This window comes from Rhizobium vallis, assembly GCF_003985155.1.
Lineage (GTDB): Bacteria > Pseudomonadota > Alphaproteobacteria > Rhizobiales > Rhizobiaceae > Rhizobium > Rhizobium vallis.
This window is the reverse complement of the sequence record NZ_ML133687.1, coordinates 938,466-963,143: the sequence shown is the minus strand read 5'-3', so window position 1 is coordinate 963,143 and position 24,678 is coordinate 938,466. Positions and strand designations below refer to the sequence as shown.

Below are 24,678 nucleotides of genomic sequence, written 5' to 3'. Positions count from 1 at the left end.
CAGGCAAGCCGAAAATGGTCATCCGCATTGCCCTCGCCAGAAAGCTCCTCGTCATTCTCAACGCAAAAGCACGAGACGCGCGAAGGGAATTCCAATATGCAACTTGACACACCAGATAGTCGCTCATTCCTGTGCTCGTCACAGGAATCCAGTGCGCCCAAGTCCTTGGGCGCGAGAGACTCTTCTGTCATTCTCCGCGCGGACGCGCGGTGGCTCGATTCCTGTGACGAGCACAGGAATGAGGAAGGGCGGCGGGACGGCGCGCTCAAAATATCCCGCCGTAAAGATGCCTACCCTACTCGAACCGAAACGCCAGCCGCTTGTTCGTAAGCTTCGACAGCTGCTGCAGGCGGCCGTCCAGGCGTTCGCCGGCAAAGTCGCGGTACTCCGGGGGCACGACGAATTCGAGGTCGAAATCCGGGTTAGACGATTTGCGGAAGGTCAGGTTTCTGACGATCCCGGGCATCGACGCTGAAAAGAGATAGACGACACGCAGCATGCCGCCGAGCAGCTTGGCCCGGTCGATCAGCGGGGCCGTGGCGATCTGCGCCAGTGGGCCGGTGGCGCCGTCGTCGTGCAGACCCTCGAAACGGTAATAATTGGTGAGCGCGATGAAGGCGCGGCCTGGATGGCTGATGCCGACAAAGGAGGAGTGGGCGATGACGTTCAGCGCCTGCAGGCCGCGATAGTCGGGATGGGCGCGCCAACTGATATCGGCCAGCAGACAGGCAGCCTGGCGATAGCGGCTCTCCTCTTCGGTTTCCTGAACGCCGAACAGTGGCATCATGCGGCCGGTCCATTCCGCCAGTTCACGGGCATGCTCCGGTGAACGGGCACGCAGAATCGCCAGTTCGCCGGCGGCTGCAAGCAGCGGATCGAGGCGGCGTTCGGACTCCGACAGCAGCGAATAAAGATAGCCCTCGCGCACACCCTGCGCAGAGAAGGAAATCACCGACGGCTTCATCGCGCTCAGCACTTCTTTCATGGCGACGGCGCCGAAAGGCAGCAGCGAACGGCGGTGTTTGGAAACGGCCAGCAGCGCCGGCTCCTTGGAATCGCGCGCGGTCGCCACCTGTTCGAGAAACAGCATGATTGCTTCGAGCGACACTTCATAACCCTGCATCATATGCAGCGGATAATTGGTGATCTCCATATGCAGCTTGGCGATATTTCGCCAGGTGCCGCCGACGGCGTAGAAAGTGCGCCCCTCGCCTTTCGCCAGCAATTTTGCGGTTTTCACCTGCTTGCGGGCAAAGGTTCTGGCCTTGGAAAGCGAACCGCCGGCATATTCCGACAGGCGCAGTCCGCCGAGCGGCAGGGTAATGCCCTTGCCGACCTCCTTGCCCTTGATGTCGATCAGTTCAAGCGAACCGCCGCCGAGGTCGCCGGCAATCCCATCGGGATTGAAGAAGCCGCTGATGATGCCGAGCGAGGCGAATTTCGCTTCCTCCTCGCCTGACAGCACGCGGACATGGCGCTGCAGGATCGTCTCGGCCTGATGAATAAAATCAGGACCGTTGCTCGCCTCGCGCGCGGCCGCCGTCGCCAGAACATACATGGTCGAAGCGCGCGCCTGATCGGACAGAGCCTTGAAACGATGCAACGCAGCCAGAGCCCGGCCGACGCTCTCCTCATCCATCTTACCGGTGAGGGCTATGCCCTTGCCGAGGCCGCAAAGGACCTTTTCGTTGAAGAGGATGGTGGGCGAACGGGACAAGCCTTCGTAGACGACCAGACGAATGGAATTCGATCCAATGTCGACCACGGAGACCGGGGCGATCCCCGGAAGGCGCCCCTGGGCTTCTGATTCAACCATTTATGTCCAGTTTTACTTGTTGTTGCGGCCTTCGAGCAGGCCGGCGATCAGCTTCGGCGCACTGGACTTCAGGGCTTCACCACGGCCTGAGAGGCTCGGATTGGTCATGAAATACTGCTGCGCATTGAACGGTTCCTCGCCCCTGCGCACTTCCATGCGTCGCGACGTACCGTCGGGCAATATCTCGTAGCTTTGTTGATTGTCAATCACGTTGCCGAGCATAATCTGTGACAAGACCTGCTCATGAACAGTCGGATTCGTGAGCGGAACCATGGTTTCGACGCGACGATCGAGGTTTCTCGGCATCATGTCGGCAGAACCGATGTAAACCAGCGCCTTGTCGGACGGCAGGCCATGGCCGTTGCCGAAGCAGAAGATGCGGCTGTGCTCGAGGAAGCGTCCGACGATCGACTTGACGCGGATCTTTTCCGAGAGGCCGGGCACCTGCGGGCGCAGGCAGCAGATGCCGCGCACGACGAGGTCAATCTCGACGCCGGCATGGCTGGCGCGATAGAGCGCGTCGATGATGTCGGGATCGACGAGCGAGTTCATCTTCATCCAGATCGCGGCCGGGGCGCCGTTCCTGGCATGCTGGATCTCTTCTTCGATGTGGCGCAGGATGCGCGGGCGCATCGTATAGGGCGAGATTGCAAGCTGCATGCCCTGTTCCGGCTCGCCGTAACCGGTGATGAAATTGAAGATATTCGCCATGTCATGCGCGATGACGGGATTGCAGGTGAAATAGGACAGGTCGGTATAGATCTTCGCGGTGATCGGGTGGTAATTGCCCGTTCCCAAGTGGCAATAGGTTCTGAGCTTGCCCTCCTCGCGGCGGACGACCATCGACATCTTTGCGTGGGTCTTGAGTTCGATGAAACCGAAGACGACCTGCACGCCGGCGCGCTCGAGATCACGCGCCCAGCGGATATTCGCCTCTTCGTCAAAACGGGCCTTGAGCTCGACCAGCGCCGTCACCGACTTGCCGGCTTCGGCGGCATCGATCAGCGCGCGGACGATCGGGCTGTCGTTAGAGGTGCGGTAAAGCGTCTGCTTTATCGCCAGGACATCAGGATCGCGCGCAGCTTGGAGAAGAAACTGGACCACCACGTCGAAGGATTCGTAGGGGTGATGGACGACCATGTCCTTTTCGCGGATTGCGGCGAAGCAATCGCCGGCATGTTCGCGGACGCGCTCGGGAAATCGCGCATTATAGGGGAGAAACCTGAGATCGTCGCGCGGCGCCTTGGTGATCTCGGAGAGGGTGTTCAGCGCCAGAAGGCCCGGCAGAACGGCGACGCGATTGTCGGGAATGCTGAGCGCCTGGACGACGAACTGGCGCAGCGAGGCCGGCATTTCCGAGTCGGTCTCAATGCGGATTACCTTACCGCGGCGGCGGCGCTTCAACGCCGTTTCGAAGAAGCGGACCAGATCTTCGGCCTCTTCCTCGACTTCGATATCGCTGTCGCGGATGACACGGAAGGTACCAGAGCCCTGCACCTCATAACCCGGGTAAAGCCGGTGGATGAAGATGTTGGCGACATCTTCCAAGGTGATGTAGCGGATCGTGGTCCCCTCATCCGGCAGGCGGACGAAGCGGTCGAGGGCCGGCGGCAAGCGCAGCAGCGCCGTCATCGGCTCGCGGCCGCTCTTGCTGACGAGCTGCAGGCCGATCGAGAAACCGAGATTGGGAATGAAGGGGAACGGGTGAGCCGGATCGATCGACAACGGCGTCAACACGGGGAAGATCGCCTGTTCGAATTCGGCGGCAAGCCATTGGCGATCGGCATCGCTCAAAGCGCCGGGGCGCACAATCAGAATGTCTTCCTTGGCGAGATACTGCTGCAGCACGGCGAGTGAGGCCTGCTGCTCCATCTGCAGATGGTCGATCTCCTGCAGGATCGAGTCGAGCTGTTCGGCCGGCGTCTTGCCGTCTGGGCTGCGGATGGCGATATTCTGGCGCACCTGGCCCTCGAGGCCGGCAACACGCACCATGAAGAATTCATCGAGGTTGGCGGCCGAGATCGACAGGAAGCGGACGCGCTCGAGCAGCGGATGCTCGGTATTCAAAGTCTCTTCCAGGACGCGACGGTTGAACTGCAGCCAGGAAAATTCTCGGTTGATGAAACGCTCGGGGCTCTTGAGCAGCTCTTCCAGCGGAGGGGTGTTGTCGTTGATTTCCGGGGTGAGTTCCTGATGTTCTGCGACTGCACTATCCATGGTCCGCTTACCCCGTTTCAATCGCGACGGCAATTATATCAGTTTCACGACGGAACTGTGACAGTCAATCGGCCGGTTCCGAATTTCCCAATTCATTCAATACTTCGGCAGCAAGTGACCGGGTGATTTTCGTGCCCCGCGACAGGGCCAGCCGGTCAAGCCTTTCGACGATCGTCTGGGCCGCGTTCAGCGACCGCTCCATGCGGTTAACGATATAGAGCACGAGTTTGTCATCTATATAAAGCTGCCGGTCGGCGAAGAGCTTGACGATCACCTGCGACAAGAGCGCCTCGTCGGGCTCGCCGATCTCGACGACGGTGGCGGCCTTCAGACGCGAACGCAGATCGGGCAGTAGAACCGGCCACGACATCGGCCAAAGACGGCTTGTTATCAGCAGGCTGGTGCCGTTTTCGCGGACGCTGTTGATGACGTGGAAGAGCGCATTGTCGTCGAAGCCGAGGCGATCGGCGTCCTCGAACAGCACCGGGCCGGCGGCAGCGGCAACCGCTGCGTCCGAGCCGAGCTCCGGATGGATGCTGACGGCGCCGCTCAATTCGCTCCAGATACGGGCGAGATGGGATTTTCCCGAGCCGACGGGGCCGGCGAGCACGACGACCGGCGATGGCCATTCCGGCCAGGCATCGACGATCGAAACGGCAGCCGCAAGACGCTCCGAGATCAGGAGATCGTCACGTCCGCTTGCGGCATCGTGCGAAAACAGCAGCGACAACTGTTCTCCGGCCCTGCGCTTCGGATCAGCGTTCTTCACGTCATTCATTGGGAACTGATTTCGTCTTCCGGGCGCGGCCACTGGGCGAGACGCCAAAATAAAGATCGCTCTGAAGGTAGCGTGAAAGCGCGAAGCGAACAAGCACGCCAACGGCGGCGGCAGCCGGCACGGCGACCAGAAGACCGACGAAACCGAAAAGCGCGCCGAAGGCAAAGAGCGCAAACATCAGCCAGACCGGATGCAGGCCGACGCTTTCGCCGACGAGCTTCGGCTGCAGGATATTGCCTTCCAGGAACTGGCCGCTGAAGAAGACGGCCAGCACCAGGCCGATCCAGGGATAATCCGGCCAGAACTGCACGATCGCCACGCCGATGGCGAGGACGAGGCCAACCATCGAGCCGACATAGGGAATGAAACTGATCATGCCGGCGAAGAGGCCGATCAGCAGGCCGAAATTCAGTCCGACGAGCGAGAGGCCGGCGGCATAATAGATGCCGAGGATGAGGCAGAGAGAACCCTGGCCGCGGATGAAGCCGGCAATTGCCTGGTCGATCTCCTTGGCGATCTGGCGGACATCGCCGACATAGTCGCGGGGGATCCATTGATCGACCTTGGAGACCATGCGGTCCCAATCGAGCAGGATATAAAATGCGACGACGGGGGTGACGACGAGCAGCGATATGACGTCGACGATCGCCTTGCCGGAATTCCAGATCTGCGCGAAGAGCCCAGTGAGGAAGCCCATACCTTCGGAGAGAATGCCCGAGAGATTGTCCTTGATCGTGCCGGCCTGGCTCTTGACCCAGTCCGGCAGCAGCGAATTCTGCGTCTGAGTGATGAACTCCTGCAGCTGACTGATATAACCCGGCAGCCGCCCGGCGAAATCGTTGAACTGGCTGATAAGCACGGGAATGAGGATCATCAACGCCAAGGCGAAGACGATGACGAAGGCAACGAGGATGCCGACCGTCGCCATCATGCGGCTCAGGCCGAGACGCTCCAGCCGGTCGGCCACCGGATCCAGGAAATAGGCGATCGCCATGCCGGCGATGAAAGGCAGCAGGATCGAGCTAAAGACATAGAGGAAGGCGATGAAGAAGACGAGCACGGCCAGCCAGAAGAAGATCTGGCGCTTGAGACTGTTGCCGCTGACATGCTGTGGCATCGCTTCCCCGCTGATCGCTCGCCGTCGCTGAATGCCGCATCCGATCCGACGCGGCCATCAGCACATAGGATGCAGGCGTAAAGATGGTCAACCCTGTTGCGCCAAATCCCGAAAAGGCTGCGGGAAGGCGCGGGAAATTGGGGGCTTTTCCCATGCAGCGCTTGCATAAACGGCCCTGTCATGCAATTGCGACCGGCAGATGACGCGGCATGTTAGCCGCCTGAAAATAGCCATCGGAGACCAGCATGAGCCAGTCTGGGAAAAACGGCCTGACATATAGCGATGCAGGCGTCGACATCGATGCCGGCAACCTCCTCGTCGAGAAGATCAAGCCCGCGGTGCGCTCGACCCGCCGCCCCGGCGCCGACGGCGAGATCGGCGGCTTCGGTGGCCTCTTCGACCTCAAGGCCGCAGGCTTTACCGATCCGGTTCTCGTCGCCGCCAATGACGGCGTCGGCACCAAGCTGAAGATCGCGATCGATGCGGATTACCACGACACTGTCGGCATCGACCTCGTCGCCATGTGCGTCAACGATCTCGTGGTCCAGGGCGCCGAGCCGCTGTTCTTTCTCGATTATTTCGCGACCGGCAAGCTCGATCCCGACCAGGGTGCGGCGATCGTCGGCGGCATCGCCGCCGGCTGCCGTGAGGCGGGCTGCGCGCTGATCGGCGGCGAGACGGCTGAAATGCCCGGCATGTATTCCTCCGGCGATTACGATCTCGCCGGCTTTGCCGTCGGTGCTGCCGAACGCGGCAAGCTGCTGCCTTCAGGCGATATCGCCGAGGGCGACGTGATCCTCGGCCTCGCCTCCTCCGGCGTTCATTCCAACGGCTTCTCGCTGGTGCGCAAGATTGTTTCGCTCTCCGGCCTCGGCTGGGATGCGCCGGCGCCGTTCGCTGAAGGCAAGAAGCTCGGCGAAGCGCTGCTCGAGCCGACCCGCATCTATGTGAAGCCGCTTCTGAAGGCGATCCGCGAGACGAGTGCGCTGAAGGCGCTTGCCCATATCACCGGCGGCGGCTTCCCGGAGAATATTCCGCGCGTGCTGCCGAAACATCTGGCCGCCGAGATCGATCTTGCGGCCGTCAAGGTGCCGCAGGTCTTCTCGTGGCTCGCCAAGACGGGCGGCGTCGAGGCCAAGGAAATGCTGCGCACCTTCAACTGCGGCATCGGCATGATCGTCGTCGTCGCTGAAGAGAATGTCGCCGCTGTATCGAAGGCGCTTGAAGCCGAGGGCGAAAAAGTCGTCACGCTCGGCCGCATGATTGCCCGTGACGAAGGCGCTGCCGGCACTGTTTACAAGGGTACGCTTGCCATATGAGCACGCCGCGCAAACGCGTCGTCGTCTTCATATCAGGTGGCGGCTCCAACATGATGGCGCTGGTCGCAGCGGCCAAGCCGGCGGACTTTCCGGCCGAAATCGTCGGCGTGATCTCCGACAAGGCGGATGCCGGCGGGCTCGCCAAGGCAGCGGCCGAAGGCATCGCCACCTTCGCCTTCCCCCGCAAGGACTATGCCAGCAAGGAGGCGCATGAGGCGGCAATCTTTGCGGCGCTCGATACGCTTTCTCCCGACATCCTTTGCCTGGCGGGCTATATGCGGCTGCTGACGGCGACCTTCATCCAGCGTTACGAAGGCCGTATGCTCAATATCCACCCTTCCCTGCTGCCGTTGTTTCCGGGCCTGCACACGCATCAGCGCGCCATCGACGCCGGCATGCGCATCGCCGGCTGCACGGTGCATTTCGTCACCGAAGGCATGGATGAGGGGCCGGTGATCGGCCAAGCGGCCGTGCCGCTTCTCACAGGTGACACGGCCGAAAGCCTTGCCGCGCGCGTGCTCACCGTCGAGCACCAGATCTATCCGCAAGCGTTGCGGCTCTTTGCCGAAGGCCGCGTGACGATGGAAGGCGGCAAGACTGTAGGCGTGGAGACCTCGATTGTCGCACCGAAGGCTCAGCTCATCTCGATGATCGGCGACCGCGCTTAGGCCGCCAGCGCCCGCAACGGATGCAGCGTGCCGTCGCTGTAGACGAAACGGCCGGCGCGGAAGGTGGCGCGGATGCGATTGATGTCGCCCGGCTCGACCGCGACCAGATCGGCGCGCTGCCCGATGGCGATCTCGCCGCGGTCCAGCAGGCCGGCGGAACGGGCGGCATTGCCCGTCGCCATGGCGACGGCGGCCGGCAGGCCGCCTTCCACCATGTCAGCGAGCTTGAAAATCCCGGGCACGAAAGCCGCAGGATGATAATCGGCGGCGATGACGCTGAGTAGCCCGGCTTTTGCGGCATCGAGGGCGCTGAGATTGCCCGACATCGACTGGCCGCGCAGGGCGTTCGGCGCGCCCATCAACGTCCAGAGGCCGCGGCGGCGCGCCTCTTCGGCCGCAGGTGCGGTGACCGGAAACTCGCTGATGGTGACGCCGAGATCATGCATTTCGGCGACTTTTTCGACGCTGTCATCATCATGCGAGGCAAGCGACAGCTTGTGCTTCAGCGACAGCGCGACAATCTCCTTCAGCTTGGCCTCGATCTCGGGATTGTTGCGCATGGCGATGCGCTTGGCGACGATCTCGGCCGCCATTTCCTCGGAGATGGCGCGACGCTCGGAAATGCTGAGGATGTAGCTTGGCAGGTTGTTGTACTGGCCCTGGCCAGGCGTGTGGTCGGTCAGCGAGACCATGTCGATCTGGTCGGCATTCAGCAGGCGCTCGAGCGCGGGGGCGGCACCCACATTGGTGATTTCATAGCGGGCATGAACACGGTGATCGATGAGGAGGTCATCGCGCAGGCGGTTGATACCTTCGATCACTGCCGACGTCGTCTCCAGCGAGCGGACGTGGCCGTAGACGCTTTCGGTCGCGAAGGAGACGGCGGCAAACGCCGTCGTAACACCGGCGGCGGCAAGCTTCTTGTCAAGTTCGTGTATACCGAAATCGATCGGCATATGCGCATTCGGCCGCGGCGCAATCTCGCGCTCGATCATGTCGCCGTGCAGGTCGACGAAACCAGGCATCAGCAGCCGCCCGCCACCATCGATGGCAGCACCGGCAACCGGCTCCGCTTTGATCTCGGCGATGGCGCCATCCTCGACACGCACGGAACCTTCGCTCACCACCTCGTTTGGGAGAACGAGGGTGAAATTGCTGAGCCACATGGGCTTTCTCCTGGCCGTATTCGGTGATTTCAAACCGCAGCGGATAGAACCGCTTCGTGACAGTCGTATGAAATTTTGAGCGCTATTACCTTAATGCGGAAACTTGCGCTTTGGAAACGGCCGGATTGGCAAGTGACAGATTCACGGTCATCGATCCAGTCTTGCACTGACCATTGAGCCAGCAGCTTTTGGGTAGCCATTGAATAGTCATAAACTAACTAGTATTCATATAACTATGACAACCATCAAACGTTCTCCAATCGCACTCGCCGTCCTTGCAATGCTCATGGAAGAGCCGATGCATCCCTACCGAATGCAACGGCTCATCAAGGAGCGCGGCAAGGATGAGGTGATCAATGTCACGCAGAGGGCGAGCCTTTATCAAACAATCCAGCGCCTCGAACGCGAGGGTTTGATCACGCCGCAAAAAACAGTCCGGGATGACAAGCGTCCCGAGCGGACCGTATACGAGATTACGGAGAAGGGCCGCGGCGTCGCGTTGGAATGGATGCGGGCGATATTGTCGACGCCGACGCGGGAATATCCGGAATTCCCCGCAGCCATGTCGTTTCTTCCTCTGCTTACTCCTGATGATGTGGCGAGCCAGCTTGAACTCAGAGCAAAAGCCATCGAGTCGGAGCTTCGCCGCATCGACAAAGCTCTGCAGGAAGCGCAGGCCGTTCCGAGGCTCTTCCTTCTCGAGATGGAATATCTCCGGGCGCTTCACGCAACCGAATTGTCCTGGGTGAGCAGCATTGTCGAGGACCTCAGCGCCCAGCGCATCACCTGGACAGAGGAGTGGCTGAGGCAGATCGCCGCGAAATTCTCCACCGACCCCAAACTCGACCAGGGCTAATACCATGAAGGTTTTGATTATCGGCGCCGGGACTGGCGGTTTGGCGCTCGCTCATCTGCTCAAACAGGCCGGCGTTGGCATTGCCGTCTATGAGCGCGACCTCGCGCCGAACGCCAACACCGGTGGTTATCGCGTCGGCATCAGCCCGGCTGGAAGCCGAGCGCTGAAAGCCTGTATCCCCGGCGAGCTCTACGATCTCTATGTCGCCACCTGCGCCAGGTCGCCGCGTTATTTCAACATGCTCACTGAACAGCTAGGCGAAGTGCTGAGCTTCGATATCGATGATGCAGGCCCGAACGCGCTCGACGGTGAAAGGAACGTCATTCGAAAGACGCTGAGGCGGGTTCTGCTCAGGGGACTGGAGGACGACGTCTTCTTCGGGAAGGCGCTTCAAAGTTACACAACCAATGACGACGGGTCGGTCACCGCCTGCTTTCAGGATGGAAGCCTCGCGACAGGCGATGTGCTGGTCGGCGCAGACGGCACGAGTTCGACCGTACGCAGGCAACGTCTGCCTGATGCGCGTCTGGAAGACACGGGGATGGTGTCGCTCGGAGGCAAAATTCCGATAACGGTCGAGACGAAAGCGCTGCTGTCGGACAAAATGTTCCAAGGCATGTCGCTGATCATGGCGCCGATGGGCTTCGGCGCAATCATTCACTCGCTCGAGTTCACTGAGACCAGAAGCGACCCCGGTTTTGCTGCCCGATGGCCGGATTTCGTCGAAGCACTCGACGAGGACAGCATCGGTTGGGGCATATGGGGCGCGCGGCAGAATTTCCCGCGCGACCCGTCCGGCCTCAGCGGCGAACAATTGCGAGAGCTTGGCCTGGAGATCACCCGCGACTGGCACCCGCATCTGCGCGCACTCATTCGTGCGACGGAGCCCTCGACGATCCACGACGTCAAGATGAGGACCTCCGTCCCGCTGAAACCCTGGACGAGTTCGAATGTCACTCTGCTCGGTGACGCCGTCCATACGATGACACCCGGACGAGGCGCGGGCGCCAATACCGCGCTTCGCGATGCCGCTCTGCTTGGACGCATGCTTGTTGAAGCGGAGCAAGGACGAAGGCCGATCATCGAAGCCATTCATGCCTATGAAGTCGAGATGCTTCGCTATAGCGCCGAAGCAGTCCAGGAATCGAAAAGGCAGATGGATGCCAGCGATCTCGCCCATCGGCCTGTTGTCGGTCGAGTTCAGCTCGCTGTGACGCGCGGCGCCATGCGCACCATCAACGCAATACCTGCACTAAAGCGGCGCGCCTTTCGGCAGATGATGCGCGTTCGCGGGGAAAACTAAACCGGTCGCGGATCAAGTCGATCCGCCCGGGAGGCAACTGGACCACAGGTCTCGATCGCCTTACCCGCTATTGAAGTTTGCTCTTGTTCAACAGCGCCCATTGCAGCAGCACAATCGTCTTGACGTCGAAGATTTCGCCGGTTTCGATCATCCGGGAGGCCTCGTCGAGCGGGATTTCGAGGACTTCGATATCCTCGTGTTCCTCGTCCAGACCGCCGCCTTCGGCGACGCGATCGGCGGTATCGATTAAGGCCGCGAAGAAATGGATGACTTCGGTGACGGCGCCCGGGGTCGTATAGGTTTTGAAGAGGAAGCGCGCGTCGCGCAGGCGATAACCGGTCTCCTCCATCGCCTCGCGGCGGATGGCCGCCTCGGGATGATCGTCGTCGAGAAGGCCGGCGGGCACCTCGATCATCCACGCGGGATCGCCGTTGAGATGAACGGCGAGACGGAACTGGCGGACGAGAACGACGAGGTCGCGCTTGGGATCATAGAGCAGGATGCAGGCGGCAGGGGTGCGGTGGTAGATCTCCCGCTTCAACCGCTGGGTCGCCCCCTTGCGGTCGATGTAGTCGAGCAAATAGCTGCTCAGGCGCGTCCACCCATTCGACAGCGTTTCCTCGCTGACGATCTTCACCCGTGATTTCGGCTGCATCATGCTGTGTCCCTGCGAAGCCAGACCTTGTTGTCGTGTACGGCCGCCCCGCCATAGGGCGCGACCGGATCGGCGCCGGTCAGCACGTTGATGCCCTCACCGTCGACATGCGCCTTGTTCGGCCAGAGCCCCTCGGCAATCAGCACGCCGGGCTTTACCTCATTGGTGACGCGGGCATGGATGCGCAGATCGCCGCGGCTATTGCCGATGCGGACGAGATCGCCATGGGCGATGCCGTTGGCTTCGGCATCAACAGGATTGATCATCACTTCGGGGCGCCCCTCCTTCTGACGAGAGGTCTTGGTCTCGGAAAAGCTCGAATTCAGGAAGTTGCGGGCGGGCGACGTTGCGAGACGGAACGGATGCTCGGGATCGGCGACTTCGATGACGTCGACCTGATCGGGAAAGGCCGGCAGCTCGGCATGCGGCCCGAGCAACCCGACGGCAGCCGGCGGCTTGTTCGGCGCCGGTTGGTTGATCCAGTCCGGGCGGAAGTGGAACTTGCCGTCGGGATGGGCAAAGCCGTTCAGGAAATGGGCGTCCTCGAAAGCCGGCTGGCGGTCGAACCATTTGTGTTCGAGGAAATGGTCATAATCCGGCAGATCGCTCGACTTCAAGACGCGGTCGATCATCTCGCGGGCGGTGAAGCCGAAGCCGGGGCGATCGGCGACGCCGAGGCGTTTTGCCAGTTCCTCGATGACGAAAAGATTGGTGCGCACGGTTGGCGGCGGCTCCACGAGCTTCGGCCCGAGCAGGATATGGTTCTGGCCGCCGGCGCGATAGATGTCGTCGTGCTCGACGAACATCGTCGCGGGAATGACGATATCGGCGATATCGGCCGTCTCGGTCATGAATTGCTCGTGGACGGCGACGAACAGATCGTCGCGGGCGAAACCACGCTTAACAAGGCGCTGCTCGGGAGCGATGTTGGCGGGATTGGTGTTCTGGATCAGCATCGCCGTCACCGGGCCACGATGGCGCAGCGCCACAGGATCGCCGGTCAACACCCGGCCGATCTGCGACTGATCGAGCATGCGGATATCGGCATCCTTCATCGGACGGCCGGTCAGTTCCGCATTGTTCATGCGGAAGATATCGCTGTTCGAATGGAAGGCGCCGCCGCCCTCATATTGCCAGGAACCGAGGACGGTGGCGATCGAGGCCGCCGCGTGCATGGCGACCGCGCCGTTGCGCTGGCGGGTGAAACCGTAGCCTAGACGGAAGAAGGTCTTCTTCGTCGTGCCGACGAGGCGGGCGAAGGCTTCGATCTCTTCGACCGAAAGACCGGTGATCGCAGCAGCCCATTGCGGCGTCTTCGTTTTCAGATGCGCTTCGAGACCACCGGGATCGTCGGCATATCCAGCCATATAGTCGCGATCGGCATAGCCGTCGCGGAAAGCAATGTGCATGACCGCGCAGGCAAGGGCTGCGTCGGTGCCGGGTCTGACGATCAACGCCATGTCGGCCTGCTTCATCGTCGGATTGTCGTAGATGTCGACGACGACGATCTTGGCGCCGCGCTCCTTGCGGGACTTGATGGCGTGGGTCATCACGTTGACCTGGGTCGAGACCGCATTGGTGCCCCAGATGACGACGCAATCGGTCCGACCCATCTCGCGCGGATCGGGCCCGCGCAACACGCCGGTCGCCATGGTGAAGCCGGTCCAGGCGGGGTTGGTGCAGATCGACGAGAAAAAGCCGGAGTAGCGCTTGGCATGACGCAGGCGATCGATGGAATCGCGCTGCACCCAACCCATAGTGCCGGCATAGAAATAGGGCCAGATGGCCTCGCTGCCATCCCTTGCCTCGGCCTTCACGAAGGCTTCGGCGATCTCATCCAGCGCGTCGTCCCAGGATATCTGCTGCCACTGCCCTGCCCCTTTGGCGCCGGCGCGGCGCAAGGGATGCATCAGGCGGTCGGGATGGTAGAGCCGCTCGGCATAGCGGGCAACCTTGGCGCAGATGACGCCCGAGGTATAGGAATGATCGTTGGCGCCGCGCACGCGGCCGATGCGGCCATCCTCCGCGATCTCGACCTCGAGTGCGCAGGTGGAGGGACAGTCATGCGGACAGGCTGTGTGGCCGATCCTGGTGTCCGACTTCGGGGATTTGGCGTGGATGGGGGTCGCAATGTTCATGGCCTTTGTATATTGCAAGGCATCTACGGCCAAAAGCCACAAAAACTCCGGATAACGCGAATTCATACGGGCATCAGCGAAAATGAACTACCGCCATATCTACCATGCGGGCAATTTTGCCGATGTGCTGAAACATGCCGTGCTGGCGCGGCTGATCCGCTACATGCAGAAGAAGGACGGAGCATTCCGCATGCTCGACACGCATGCCGGCATCGGGCTCTACGACCTTTCCTCGGAAGAGGCGCAGAAAACCGGCGAATGGCTCGAGGGCATCGGCAAGCTGATGGAGGCGGAACTCGGGCCGCAGGTTTCCGAATTGCTGGAGCCCTACCTTTCAGCAATCCGCGAACTCAATCCTGAGGGCGGCATCCGCTTTTATCCCGGATCGCCGAAGCTCGCCCGCATGCTGTTCCGGCCGCAGGACCGGCTGTCGGCGATGGAACTTCATCCGGAAGATTATGTGCGACTGCACCGGCTGTTCGAGGGCGATCACCACGCCCGCATCACCGAGCTCGACGGCTGGCTGGCGCTCGGCGCGCATCTGCCGCCGAAGGAGAAGCGCGGCATCGTGCTCGTCGATCCGCCCTTCGAGGAAGAGGACGAATATGAGCGCCTGGCCAAGGGATTGGAAAAGGCCTATCGCCGTTTTCCCGGCGGCACCTATTGCCTGTGGTATCCGCTGAAGAAAGGCGCGCCGATCAAGGAATTCCACGAAATGCTGCAGGCGTTCGACATCCCAAAGATGCTCTGCGCCGAACTGACTGTACGCAGCGACCGCGGCATTACGGGACTGACGGGCTCCGGCCTCGTCATCGTCAACCCGCCCTTCACGCTGAAAGACGAGCTGCACCAAATGCTGCCGGCGCTGAAGGATCATCTGGCGCAGGACCGTTTCGCCTCGCACCGCGCCTTCTGGCTGCGCGGCGAGAACAAGGCAGTCAAGGACGATTGACCGGGCAGCGACAGCGCCGCGCGTCGTGTCAGACGCGCAAAGGACGCTGTAGCACTTTGAATATGCGCACAATCCTTTCCGAAAATCGATTTCGATTTTAGGGGTTATGCGCTAGCTTCGGGAATAGTCCTTGCAGCAATCCCCAATCCCCCAGGTGTCCCATGAAGCTCCTCTGCTCACCCGCCTCGCCCTATTCCAGCAAGGTGCGGATGGCCGGGCATTTTCTCGATCTCGAGTTGAATGCCATCCGGGTCGATACCAATACCGGACCGGCGATCCTCGTGGACAACAATCCGCTCGGCAAGATCCCGACGCTTCTGACCGATGACGGGGCCTCGATTTTCGACAGCGTGGCGATCATGCATTATTTCGACCGGCTGACGAAGGGCGGGCTCTACCCTTCCAAGAAGGGCAAGCGCACGGATGCGGAGGTCCTCGAAGCGCTCTGCGACGGCATTTGCGACTGCCTGCTGGCGATCGTCTACGAGCGCCGCTTCCGCGACGAGGAGAAGGTTCACCAGCCCTGGATAGACCGGCAATGGAAGAAGGCGACGGCCGGGCTCGCCCATCTCAGCGCCAAACCGCCGAAAACAGGCAAGAGACTGAACGGCGGACATTTCGCACTCGCCGCTACGCTGGACTATCTCGACCTGCGCTTCAAAGGCCAGTGGGAAGCCGATCATGCGCCGCTGATCGACTGGCTGGCACAATTCGAAAAGAAATTCCCTGCGCACGGCGAGCTCAAAGCCAGCGCGTAGTCAAATCCAGAATCACTTTTCAGGAAGCACTATCCGCCGCAGCAGACAGCAAAAAGCCGGGCGACGTGCCCGGCTTCTTTGTATTTGTATATTCAGTCGGCTTAGAACTTGACGCCGATACCGAGCTTGACGCTGTTCTCGTCGTAACCGCGCGAGAAGCTGCCGGAGTCGAGGTTGTAGTCCTTGCTCTGGTAGTCGGTATAGCGATATTCCAGGCGCGTCGTGATGTTGTTGGTCACGAAGGCTTCGACACCGGCGCCGACCGTATAGCCGTAGGCCGTCTTGCTTTCGGACGAGGTGTCGTCGGAAACCTTGACGTTGCCCAGGGCAAGACCAGCCGTGCCGTAAAGCAGGAAGGGGTTCATGTCGTAGCCGACGCGGCCACGGACGGAGCCGTTCCAGCCGTACTTGTTCTTAACGCCGCCCGAGGAGACGTCGTCGCCGCTGTAGCCGAGGTCCGATTCAACACCGTAAACGATCTGGCCCTGCTGCCAGTTGTAGCCGGTGAAGACCTGGCCGCCGAAACCGTAGGTGTGGCGGTCGGAACCAAAGTTACCCATGTTGTAGGTGCCGGCGCCGCCAAGGTAGAAGCCCTCCCAGTTGCCAGCCGGCTTGACCGGCGCGTCCTGGGCAACCGGTGCTTCCGGAACCTGGTCGACGGCGTCTGCAGCCTGAGCTACCGAAACGCCCGCAATCGCAAAAGCGGAGGCCATGAGGCCAGCAATGAGTACACGCATACTTTTCTCCTTTCAGTCCCGCGCCGCTTGTCATCTGTCTCTCAGCGAAGCATTGGCGGGAAAATTGCCAGATGTCCCTTCCGGATCGAGACTGAAATTGGAACTGAAATGCGGATTTGAAAGAGCCAAATTGTGATATCATTGTGGCTGGCGCATGGCCGAAATTCGATGTTGCTTGTTGGCAACATACGTTTCATTAACCATACTGAAGAGTTAAACTGAAAATACTTATTTTAGGAAATCACATTCTTAAATAATACATAGAATATCTCGCTCACAGACGCAACGGCCGCGGCCTATTTATATAATCTCCGCCCGCCCCTATATAGTCTGCAGACAGACTCGCGGCATCAGAAAGCAAGATTTTGGACCACAAAGGACTTCGCTCGGCCCTCATAACAGGGGCCGCAAAAAGAATAGGCCGAGCAATCGCCGAAGACCTTGCTGCAAATGGATTCTCCGTCGCGATCCACGCCAACGGCTCCATCGGGGAAGCTGAAGAAGTGGCGGCGGAATTGCGGCGAAAGGGAAATAGGGCGATCGCCATACGGGCCGACCTCACCGATATCGGCGAAACAAGCGAGCTTATCAAAAAAGCGTCGGAGGCGATCGGCCCCCTCGATCTGCTCGTCAACAACGCCTCGATCTTCCGCCAGGATTCAGCCCGCAGCTTCGATGCGGAAGCGTGGGCGCAGCATTTCGACATTCACGTACGGGCGCCTTCCATACTTGCCGCTGCACTGGCCGGACAGCTGCCTCACGACGCGAGCGGGCTGATCGTCAACATCATCGACCAGCGTGTCTGGGCGCTCAATCCAGGCTTCTATTCCTACACGCTTTCAAAGGCGGCACTCTGGACGGCGACGCAGACGATGGCGCAGACCTTTGCGCCGAAGCTGCGGGTCAACGCCATCGGCCCCGGCCCGACGGTGCGCAGCGCGCGGCAATCGGAAGAGGACTTCCAGGCTCAGATCGACGGGCTTATCATGAGGGCGGGGCCGGGATTCGGCGAGTTCGGACGGACGATTCGCTTCCTCTTCGACACGCCCTCGATCACCGGCCAGATGATTGCCCTCGACGGCGGCCAGCACCTTGCCTGGCAGACGCCTGATGTGGCGGAGATTACGGAATGAACGGACGAAAGCTGCCGGATGGCGGCGTTCTCTACGACGATACGGACGAGAGCGAAGACGATATCGAGGTGGAAGGCGACGTTTCCGCCGTCAGCCCGATTGCGGCTGCGGTCGACTGGAACGCTGGGAGCCTCAACGAGACCGGCCTGATCGGCGCCGAACTGATCGGCGAATTCGTCAAGCGGCTGCCGAACAGCCCCGGCGTCTACCGCATGTTCAATGCCGATGGCGACGTGCTCTATGTCGGCAAGGCGCGCAGCTTGAAAAAGCGTGTGGGCAACTACGCCGTCGGCCGCGTGCATTCCAACCGCATAGCCCAGATGGTGCGCCAGACGGCGAACATGGAATTCGTGACAACGCGCACGGAAACCGAAGCGCTGCTGCTGGAAGCGAATCTGATCAAGCGCTTGCGGCCGCGCTTTAACGTGCTGCTGCGGGACGACAAGTCGTTTCCCTATATCCTCATCACCGGGGATCACCGGGCGCCTGCGATTTTCAAGCATCGCGGCGCAAGGGCGCGGAAGGGTGATTATTTCGGGCCTTTCGCCTCGGCCGGCGCGGTCGGGCGGACGATCAATTCGTTGCAGCGCGCCTTCCTGATCCGCACCTGCACCGACAGCGTCTTCGAAACGCGCACGAGACCTTGCCTGCTTTACCAGATCAAGCGCTGTTCCGGGCCTTGCACGCACGAGGTCAGCGACGAGGGTTACGGCGAACTGGTGCAGGAGGCGAAGGACTTCCTGTCCGGTAAGAGCCAGAAGGTGAAGTCGCATATGGCCGAAGCCATGAACCAGGCGGCAGAGGACCTCGATTTCGAGCGGGCGGCGATCTACCGTGATCGCCTGGCCGCACTTTCGCACGTGCAGAGCCACCAGGGCATCAATCCGGCCGGTGTCGAGGAGGCTGACGTTTTCGCCATCCATCACGAAGGCGGCGTCTCCTGCATCCAGGTCTTCTTCTTCCGCACCGGTCAGAACTGGGGCAACCGCGCCTATTTCCCGAAGGCCGATCCGCAGCTTTCGAGCGCCGAAGTGCTGAATTCCTTCCTCGCGCAGTTCTACGACGACAAGCCGGTGCCGAAGCAGATCATGCTGTCGGAGACGGTCGAGGAGTTGGAGCTTCTCGCGGCGGCTCTGGGCGAAAAGGCCGGCCACAAGGTTTCTATCCTCGTGCCGCAGCGCGGAGAGAAGCGCGATCTGGTCGACCACGTCGTCGGCAATGCGCGCGAGGCGCATGGGCGAAAGCTTGCCGAGACGGCGTCGCAGTCGCGGCTGCTCGAAGGTTTCAAGGAGACGTTCGGGCTTACCTATGCGCCCCAGCGCATCGAGATCTATGACAACTCGCATATTATGGGCACCAATGCCGTCGGCGGCATGGTGGTGGCGGGGCCGGAAGGCTTCGTGAAGAACCAGTACCGCAAGTTCAACATCAAATCGACCGACATCACCCCTGGCGACGACTTCGGCATGATGAAGGAAGTCATGACGCGGCGGTTCTCGCGGCTGATCAAGGAGGAAGGCATTCCTGACCGGACGGCGCAGGCAGCTGCTGCCGACGCGGCCGACATGCCCTTCCCGGCCTGGCCCGACGTGATCCTCATCGATGGCGGACAGGGGCAGATGACGGCGGTGCGCGCCATTCTCGCCGAACTCGGCATCACCGATAGCGTGACCGCGATCGGTATCGCCAAGGGCGTGGACCGTGATGCCGGGCGCGAGCGCTTCTTCCCGCCGGGACGCGAGAGCTTCACGTTGCCGCCGCGCGATCCAGTGCTCTATTTCATCCAGCGCATGCGCGACGAGGCGCACCGTTTCGCGATCGGCTCGCACCGGGCGCGGCGCAAGAAGGAAATGGTTAAGAACCCGCTCGACGAAATCGGCGGTATCGGTCCGTCGCGCAAACGCGCCCTGCTCCAGCATTTCGGTACCGCGAAGGCGGTTTCGCGGGCGGCCCTCTCCGATTTGATGACAGTGGAAGGCATATCGGAAGCGGTCGCCAGGCAGGTCTATAACCATTTCCACGACGACGCCGCGAAATAACCGGCGTCCGTCGTAAATTCCACGCAAAGGCCGTGAAAAGACAGAAAGAATGTTGACGGTCCGCAGCCAAAGCCGTCATCTACCCACGCATCAATTCAGAGAACGATCCCATGGCATCGCGTGCGTACAGCATTCCCAACCTACTGACCTACGGCCGTATCCTCGCCGTGCCGATGATCGTCCTCTGCTTCTTCGTCGAGGGCAGGCTGTCGATCAGCAATACGGCGCGCTGGGTGGCGCTGTGGATCTTCATCATCGCCTCAATCACCGATTTCCTCGACGGCTATCTCGCGCGCATCTGGAACCAGACCTCGAATATCGGCCGCATGCTCGATCCGATCGCCGACAAGCTGCTGGTCGCCTCGATCCTTCTTCTTGTCGCAGCCGACCAGACTATTGCCGGCTGGTCGATCTGGGCGGCGATCACCATTCTCTGCCGCGAAATCCTGGTGTCGGGACTGCGCGAATATCTGGCGGCGCTGAAGGTCAGCGTGCCGGTGACGCGGATCGCCAAGTGGAAGACGACACTGCAGCTCGTCGCCATCGCCTTCCTGCTTGCCGGCCCGGCCGGCGACGAGATTTTCCCTTATACGACGCAGACCGGCATTGCCCTGCTGTGGATCGCGGCGCTGCTGACCATCTATACCGGCTACGACTATTTCCGCGCCGGGGTGAAACATATCGTGGATGACGAGGAATGACCCGGCTTGTCTATTTCGCATGGGTGCGGGAGCGCATCGGCAAGGGCGAGGAGGAGATCGACCTCCCCTCCTCCGTCGTCACCGTCGCCGATCTCCTGAATCATTTGAAGACGCTGGGCGAAGAATATGAGACGGCGCTTCAATATCCCGAGGTGATCCGCGTGGCGCTCGACATGGAGCATGTCGAGCATGACGAGCCGATCGGCGCCGCACGGGAGATCGGGATATTTCCGCCGATGACGGGGGGATAAGGCCTGGTCCGCTTAGGCTCGGGAAAACTAACAATGGATAGGACTGCGTCTTCCTTTCTCTCCCTCATTCCTGTGCTTGTCACAGGAATCCAGTCCGCCCAAGCCCTTGGGCGCGAAAGAAGCAATCGTCGGAAGAAAGTGTCATTCACCGCGCGGACGCGCGGTGGCTGGATTTCTGTGACAAGCACAGGAATGAGGGAGCGTGGGGTTAGCGATGACCTTCCAAATCGACGGAGGTCTGTGAAGTGACCGTCACCCCAACCATCCGCGTCCAGCGCGAAGACTTCGATCTGCAGACCGAGGTCGATCTGCTTTCCAAGGGCAAACCCGGCATCGGCGCGGTTGTCACCTTTTCCGGCCTCTGCCGCGATGACGGCGGGGCGCTGGCGGCCCTCGAACTCGAGCATTATCCCGGCATGGCCGAAGCCGAGATGACCCGGATTAGCGAACTCGCCATCGCGCGTTTCGGACTTCTCGGGCTGACCGCCATTCATCGCTATGGCAAGGTCGCCCCCGGCGAGAATATCGTGCTGGTCGTCGCGGCCGCGCCGCATCGGCAGGCGGCGTTCGACGGCGCCAATTTCGTCATGGACTTCCTGAAAACAGCAGCGCCCTTCTGGAAGAAGGAGCACAGTGCGGATGGCGAGGCCGGCGACTGGGTCGCGGCGAAGGACGCCGACGATGCGGCGCGCGACAAGTGGAAATAATCAGAGAACCACGCGCTCCCGACGGCTCATCACCAGCAGCAGCACCAGCAGCGAGAAGATGACCAGATCGCGCCAGACGAAGGGGCCGTAAGCGCCCCATAGGGTCTCGGCCACGGCAAGCCCGGCAGCCCCGCCCGCCGAACGCAGCGGGTCGGAGTAGCCCCCGACAGCCGCGATCAGCAGCACCTTCAGCCCGAACATCAGGCCGGCGCCGAAATCCATCGAGCCGTAATAGAACGTCGCCAGGATCCCGCAGATCGTAGCGACGAGGCTGGCTGCCGCATAAGCGACGAGAAAGACGCGGTTGGCGCTGGTGCCGCAGAGCTCGGCGGCGAGCGGATCGTCGGTGACGGCGCGCCAGAAGCGGCCCCACGCGGTGCGGCGGAGGATTAGCGTGCCGATCGCGACGATGGCGCACATCAGCACCGTATCGATCAACTGGATATAAGTGAGCGTCACCTTGAACGGGCCGTCGCTCCAGAAGACGACCACGTCGTTCAGGAACGGCGGCAGCCAGATCGCCCTTGTGTCGGCGGCTAGCCGAGCGGTCTCCATCAGCACGATCATCATGCCGAGGGCGGCGACGATGACCGTGTTCGGCGACTTCTTGACCAGCGGCATCATGATCGCGCGGCCGATCCAGATGCCCGCCCCCAGCGAATAGACGATCGAGGCGCAGGCGCCGATGGCAAGAGCTGCCGGCAGCACCAACCAGAACCTGACATAGGCGAGCTCGGTGAAGAGCAGCAGGATCTGGCCGGCGAAGGCGAAGATCGCCCCATAGGTGATGTCGGCCCGCTTCGTCACGCCGAAGGCGACGGCATAACCGAAGGCGAGCGCGGCGTAGAGAGCAGCGAGCGGGACCGCATTCGCCAACTGCTGCAGAAGATAAGCCATTCCAGACACTCCGCGTCACTAAAATTATAACTGGTAAAACCTATTTCGCCAGTTATAATTTCGGCATGAATTTTTCCTGGACCCCTCACCGCTTTGCCGGTGGCGCATTGGCGCTCGATGTCGCCAACAGCGTCGTGCTTCGCCACGATGCAACGCGGCGGATCGACCGCTTCGCGGTCAGGGACCAGATGCGCAGCTTTCCCAGCGCCGCTGCCGAATTCTGCGCCGAACGCGCCCTCTTCGGCGACATCACGCCGGTGACGGCGGAAAACGAGACGGATTTCATCGCGTTGCGGGAAGCGATCGACCTCTATTTCCGCAAGCGTATACTTGATGGCGGCGATGACCAATTGCTGGCCGGCCTGCTGGAGGCGCTGGCAAAGACGTTCCGTGACGCAAGCTCCGGCGGCCTGGCCGAGGCGACGGCCCATTCGGTGCTTCGGCTGATTGCCATGCCCGACCCGGAGCGCATGAAGATCTGCGGCAATTGCGGCTGGCTGTTCATCGATCGCAGCAAGAACAGGAGCCGCGCCTGGTGCGACATGGCGGTCTGCGGCAACCGCGCCAAGGCGAACCGCCATTATCGCCGCAAGAAGGAGGAGACGCCATGAGGAAATATCTGATCGCAGCGACGGCAGCAATGGGCCTTCTGCTTACCGCCTGCCAGCGCCAGGCCGAAAACCTGGTCGAGGTTACTGGCCATCTCTTCGTTTTCAACTATCGTGTGGCGAGCGCGACCTATCTGCTGACGCTGAAGAAGACCGGCCCCATCCCCGATGGGTCCGTCATCATCGCCGAATTCGAAAACCCGCAGGGTGGCGATCCGCTGGTGCTGAACCAGAAGATCTACCCGATCGACGACAAGATCGCCCTGCAGAGCGAAAATCTGCACTGCGTGCGCAAAGACCGTCCCTATTCGGTGAATGTCCGGCTGGTGGATAGGGATGGCAAGGTGCTTCAGGAGCTGAAGACGCAGTTTCGCTCCGACCTCGACCAGACCGTCTTGCCGAGCAAGCCGCTCGTCGTTGGCGCGTTTTATGACAAGAACCCGGAGGTCTTCAAGCCTGACGGTAGCGTCGATTTTTCGAACACCGATAAATGCCCGGCATAGAAAAAGGCGCGCAATAGAAAAGCCGGGGTGAAGCCCCGGCTTTCAAGAGTCAATTCAAGGCATTGCAAGCGAATGCCGAAGCGTGGCCTCAGCCGACAACTTCTGTATCGGAGAACCAGTACTTGATTTCCTGGGCAGCCGTTTCAGGAGCGTCCGAGCCGTGAACGGAATTTTCGCCGATCGAAAGGGCGTGAACCTTGCGGATCGTGCCTTCGTCAGCGTTTGCCGGGTTGGTCGCGCCCATGATCTCGCGGTTCTTGAGGATCGCGCCTTCGCCTTCCAGGACCTGGACGACGGTCGGGCCGGAGGTCATGCCTTCGACGAGTTCGCCGAAGAAGGGACGATCCTTGTGTACGGCGTAGAAGCCTTCGGCTTCGCGGCGGCTCATCCAGACGCGCTTCGAGGCGACGACGCGCAGGCCGGCATCTTCGAGCATCTTGGTGATGGCGCCCGTCAGGTTGCGCTTGGTTGCATCAGGCTTGATCATCGAGAAGGTGCGTTCAATCGCCATAGTCAAATCCTCTGTTTTCTCGGGAAAAGTGGGCGGTCTTTACCCGCCCCAACGCCCGAAAACAAGAGGCCGGCGGCAATTTCACGCCGCTGTCACAGTCCTGCCGCGGCTTTGGTGAAGATCGAGGCAGCGTTCGAACCAGGCCATGACGGGATCGTCGGCCGCAAGCATGGCGAGGCCGGCGGATACGCGTAGCCATTGCAGCGCGCCGAAGACGATATAGTCGGCAAAGAGCGGTGTCTGCCCGCCGATGAAGGGTTGGAACTTCAGCATATGCCGGAGCGGCTCCAGCTTGGCGCCGAAGGCGGCCTTCTCCGCTTCGCCGTCGGCAGCGAAAACTTCCAGCGGCTTGCCGAGGCGGGTCTCGCGGCTTTCGCGAAAGTAAGTCTTGTCCCCCTCATCAAGGATTGCATGGATGTCGAGAAGGGCGATCCGCATGATCGCTGGATGAATGATCATCTGCGAATAGCCTTCCACCATGCGCGACAGCGCCTTGCCGCCTTCGCCGCCAAACAGCGACGGCCGCTCGGGATAGGCCTCTTCGAGATAGAGGGCGATGGCGAAACTGTCAGAGATCAGCCGGCCATTGTCATCGAGCACCGGTACGGTCGGCGAGGCGCCGCCGCCGATCGCTTTAATGCGGGCGTAGGTCGTCGGAATCTCCTCGAAATCGAGACCCTTATGCGCCAGCGCCATCACGGCCTTCCAGCAATGCGGTGAAAAGAAGCGCCGCTCGTCCGCGCCGCACAGGGAATAGAGGGCTCTGGTCATGACAGTCCTTTCGGGATCGAAGCTTCATCTATTCGACGACAGAATGTGTCGGTGATCAAATCAGGAAATTTCATCGG

At 61.1% G+C, this 24,678-nt stretch carries 24 protein-coding genes and 1 pseudogene; 14 read left to right on the top strand and 11 right to left on the bottom strand.

Annotated elements, in window-relative coordinates:
- Positions 1-107 (top strand): annotated as a pseudogene (locus tag EFQ99_RS09860) (IS110 family transposase); the annotation flags it as partial.
- 188 nt (positions 108-295) lie between these two features.
- Here EFQ99_RS09860 and ppx read toward each other — a convergent pair.
- The 4 genes from ppx to EFQ99_RS09840 form a co-directional block, all read right to left on the bottom strand.
- The gene (gene ppx / locus EFQ99_RS09855) at positions 296-1,816 is read right to left on the bottom strand and encodes an exopolyphosphatase (RefSeq protein ID WP_126920832.1); all 1,521 of its coding nucleotides are present in this window, start codon (positions 1,814-1,816) and stop codon (positions 296-298) included.
- Positions 1,817-1,828: 12 nt separating this feature from the next.
- A complete protein-coding gene (locus tag EFQ99_RS09850; RefSeq protein ID WP_126920831.1) occupies positions 1,829-4,033 on the bottom strand; it encodes an RNA degradosome polyphosphate kinase in 2,205 nt (734 codons plus the stop codon).
- 64 nt (positions 4,034-4,097) lie between these two features.
- On the bottom strand, positions 4,098-4,811 hold the full coding sequence (gene hdaA / locus EFQ99_RS09845) for a DnaA regulatory inactivator HdaA (protein WP_126920830.1): 714 nt from the start codon (positions 4,809-4,811) through the stop codon (positions 4,098-4,100).
- The gene (locus EFQ99_RS09840; protein ID WP_126920829.1) at positions 4,804-5,928 is read right to left on the bottom strand and encodes an AI-2E family transporter; all 1,125 of its coding nucleotides are present in this window, start codon (positions 5,926-5,928) and stop codon (positions 4,804-4,806) included. Before EFQ99_RS09840 ends, hdaA begins: the two co-directional genes overlap by 8 nt.
- 245 nt (positions 5,929-6,173) lie before the next feature.
- On the opposite strand from EFQ99_RS09840, the gene purM reads away from it, so the two are divergent.
- On the top strand, positions 6,174-7,247 hold the full coding sequence (gene purM / locus EFQ99_RS09835; RefSeq protein ID WP_126920828.1) for a phosphoribosylformylglycinamidine cyclo-ligase: 1,074 nt from the start codon (positions 6,174-6,176) through the stop codon (positions 7,245-7,247).
- On the top strand, positions 7,244-7,915 hold the full coding sequence (gene purN / locus EFQ99_RS09830; RefSeq protein ID WP_126920827.1) for a phosphoribosylglycinamide formyltransferase: 672 nt from the start codon (positions 7,244-7,246) through the stop codon (positions 7,913-7,915). The genes purM and purN overlap by 4 nt, the downstream gene beginning before the upstream one ends.
- Here purN and EFQ99_RS09825 read toward each other — a convergent pair.
- Complete coding sequence (locus EFQ99_RS09825; RefSeq protein ID WP_126920826.1) at positions 7,912-9,081, bottom strand: alpha-D-ribose 1-methylphosphonate 5-triphosphate diphosphatase; 1,170 nt, start codon at positions 9,079-9,081, stop codon at positions 7,912-7,914. The two genes, purN and EFQ99_RS09825, sit on opposite strands and share 4 nt — an antisense overlap.
- Before the next feature lie 235 nt (positions 9,082-9,316).
- Here EFQ99_RS09825 and EFQ99_RS09820 point away from each other — a divergent pair, with 235 nt between their 5' ends.
- Together EFQ99_RS09820 and EFQ99_RS09815 are read left to right on the top strand one after the other, a co-directional pair.
- Positions 9,317-9,937 (top strand): PadR family transcriptional regulator, encoded by a 621-nt coding sequence (locus EFQ99_RS09820; RefSeq protein WP_281024223.1) that lies wholly within the window; start codon positions 9,317-9,319, stop codon positions 9,935-9,937.
- 4 nt (positions 9,938-9,941) lie between these two features.
- Entirely contained in the window at positions 9,942-11,240 is a 1,299-nt protein-coding gene (locus EFQ99_RS09815) for an FAD-dependent oxidoreductase (protein WP_126920825.1), read from the top strand.
- A gap of 67 nt (positions 11,241-11,307) precedes the next feature.
- On the opposite strand, the gene EFQ99_RS09810 is transcribed toward EFQ99_RS09815, so the two are convergent.
- Both EFQ99_RS09810 and EFQ99_RS09805 read right to left on the bottom strand, forming a co-directional pair.
- Positions 11,308-11,898, bottom strand: a complete 591-nt coding sequence (locus EFQ99_RS09810; protein ID WP_126920824.1) for an NUDIX domain-containing protein — start codon at positions 11,896-11,898, stop codon at positions 11,308-11,310.
- On the bottom strand, positions 11,895-14,099 hold the full coding sequence (locus tag EFQ99_RS09805; RefSeq protein ID WP_126920823.1) for a molybdopterin-containing oxidoreductase family protein: 2,205 nt from the start codon (positions 14,097-14,099) through the stop codon (positions 11,895-11,897). The genes EFQ99_RS09810 and EFQ99_RS09805 overlap by 4 nt, the downstream gene beginning before the upstream one ends.
- Before the next feature lie 16 nt (positions 14,100-14,115).
- On the opposite strand from EFQ99_RS09805, the gene EFQ99_RS09800 reads away from it, so the two are divergent.
- Positions 14,116-14,985 (top strand): 23S rRNA (adenine(2030)-N(6))-methyltransferase RlmJ, encoded by an 870-nt coding sequence (locus tag EFQ99_RS09800; RefSeq protein ID WP_126920822.1) that lies wholly within the window; start codon positions 14,116-14,118, stop codon positions 14,983-14,985.
- A gap of 161 nt (positions 14,986-15,146) precedes the next feature.
- On the top strand, positions 15,147-15,743 hold the full coding sequence (locus EFQ99_RS09795) for a glutathione S-transferase family protein (RefSeq protein ID WP_126920821.1): 597 nt from the start codon (positions 15,147-15,149) through the stop codon (positions 15,741-15,743).
- 101 nt (positions 15,744-15,844) lie between these two features.
- On the opposite strand, the gene EFQ99_RS09790 is transcribed toward EFQ99_RS09795, so the two are convergent.
- Positions 15,845-16,480: an outer membrane protein gene (locus EFQ99_RS09790; RefSeq protein WP_126920820.1), complete on the bottom strand. Its 636-nt coding sequence runs from the start codon at positions 16,478-16,480 to the stop codon at positions 15,845-15,847.
- A 365-nt stretch (positions 16,481-16,845) separates the two neighbouring features.
- Here EFQ99_RS09790 and EFQ99_RS09785 point away from each other — a divergent pair, with 365 nt between their 5' ends.
- From EFQ99_RS09785 to EFQ99_RS09765, 5 genes are all read left to right on the top strand, one after another.
- On the top strand, positions 16,846-17,613 hold the full coding sequence (locus EFQ99_RS09785; protein ID WP_126920819.1) for an SDR family oxidoreductase: 768 nt from the start codon (positions 16,846-16,848) through the stop codon (positions 17,611-17,613).
- Positions 17,610-19,652, top strand: coding sequence for an excinuclease ABC subunit UvrC (gene uvrC / locus EFQ99_RS09780; RefSeq protein WP_126920818.1), 2,043 nt, complete (start codon positions 17,610-17,612; stop codon positions 19,650-19,652). Before EFQ99_RS09785 ends, uvrC begins: the two co-directional genes overlap by 4 nt.
- A 110-nt stretch (positions 19,653-19,762) precedes the next feature.
- A complete protein-coding gene (gene pgsA / locus EFQ99_RS09775) occupies positions 19,763-20,353 on the top strand; it encodes a CDP-diacylglycerol--glycerol-3-phosphate 3-phosphatidyltransferase (protein ID WP_126920817.1) in 591 nt (196 codons plus the stop codon).
- Positions 20,350-20,604, top strand: coding sequence for a molybdopterin converting factor subunit 1 (moaD, locus tag EFQ99_RS09770; RefSeq protein ID WP_025570203.1), 255 nt, complete (start codon positions 20,350-20,352; stop codon positions 20,602-20,604). Before pgsA ends, moaD begins: the two co-directional genes overlap by 4 nt.
- Before the next feature lie 245 nt (positions 20,605-20,849).
- A complete protein-coding gene (locus tag EFQ99_RS09765) occupies positions 20,850-21,311 on the top strand; it encodes a molybdenum cofactor biosynthesis protein MoaE (protein ID WP_126920816.1) in 462 nt (153 codons plus the stop codon).
- Here the strand turns inward: EFQ99_RS09765 and EFQ99_RS09760 are convergent, their stop codons facing one another.
- On the bottom strand, positions 21,312-22,208 hold the full coding sequence (locus EFQ99_RS09760; RefSeq protein WP_126920815.1) for a branched-chain amino acid ABC transporter permease: 897 nt from the start codon (positions 22,206-22,208) through the stop codon (positions 21,312-21,314).
- Between the two features lie 65 nt (positions 22,209-22,273).
- On the opposite strand from EFQ99_RS09760, the gene EFQ99_RS09755 reads away from it, so the two are divergent.
- Positions 22,274-22,819, top strand: coding sequence for a CGNR zinc finger domain-containing protein (locus tag EFQ99_RS09755; protein ID WP_126920814.1), 546 nt, complete (start codon positions 22,274-22,276; stop codon positions 22,817-22,819).
- A complete protein-coding gene (locus tag EFQ99_RS09750) occupies positions 22,816-23,319 on the top strand; it encodes a hypothetical protein (protein WP_126920813.1) in 504 nt (167 codons plus the stop codon). The genes EFQ99_RS09755 and EFQ99_RS09750 overlap by 4 nt, the downstream gene beginning before the upstream one ends.
- Positions 23,320-23,407: 88 nt before the next feature.
- On the opposite strand, the gene ndk is transcribed toward EFQ99_RS09750, so the two are convergent.
- Together ndk and EFQ99_RS09740 are read right to left on the bottom strand one after the other, a co-directional pair.
- The gene (gene ndk, locus EFQ99_RS09745; RefSeq protein WP_003574140.1) at positions 23,408-23,830 is read right to left on the bottom strand and encodes a nucleoside-diphosphate kinase; all 423 of its coding nucleotides are present in this window, start codon (positions 23,828-23,830) and stop codon (positions 23,408-23,410) included.
- Between the two features lie 81 nt (positions 23,831-23,911).
- Entirely contained in the window at positions 23,912-24,601 is a 690-nt protein-coding gene (locus EFQ99_RS09740) for a glutathione S-transferase family protein (RefSeq protein ID WP_126920812.1), read from the bottom strand.
- Positions 24,602-24,678 lie beyond the last annotated feature (77 nt).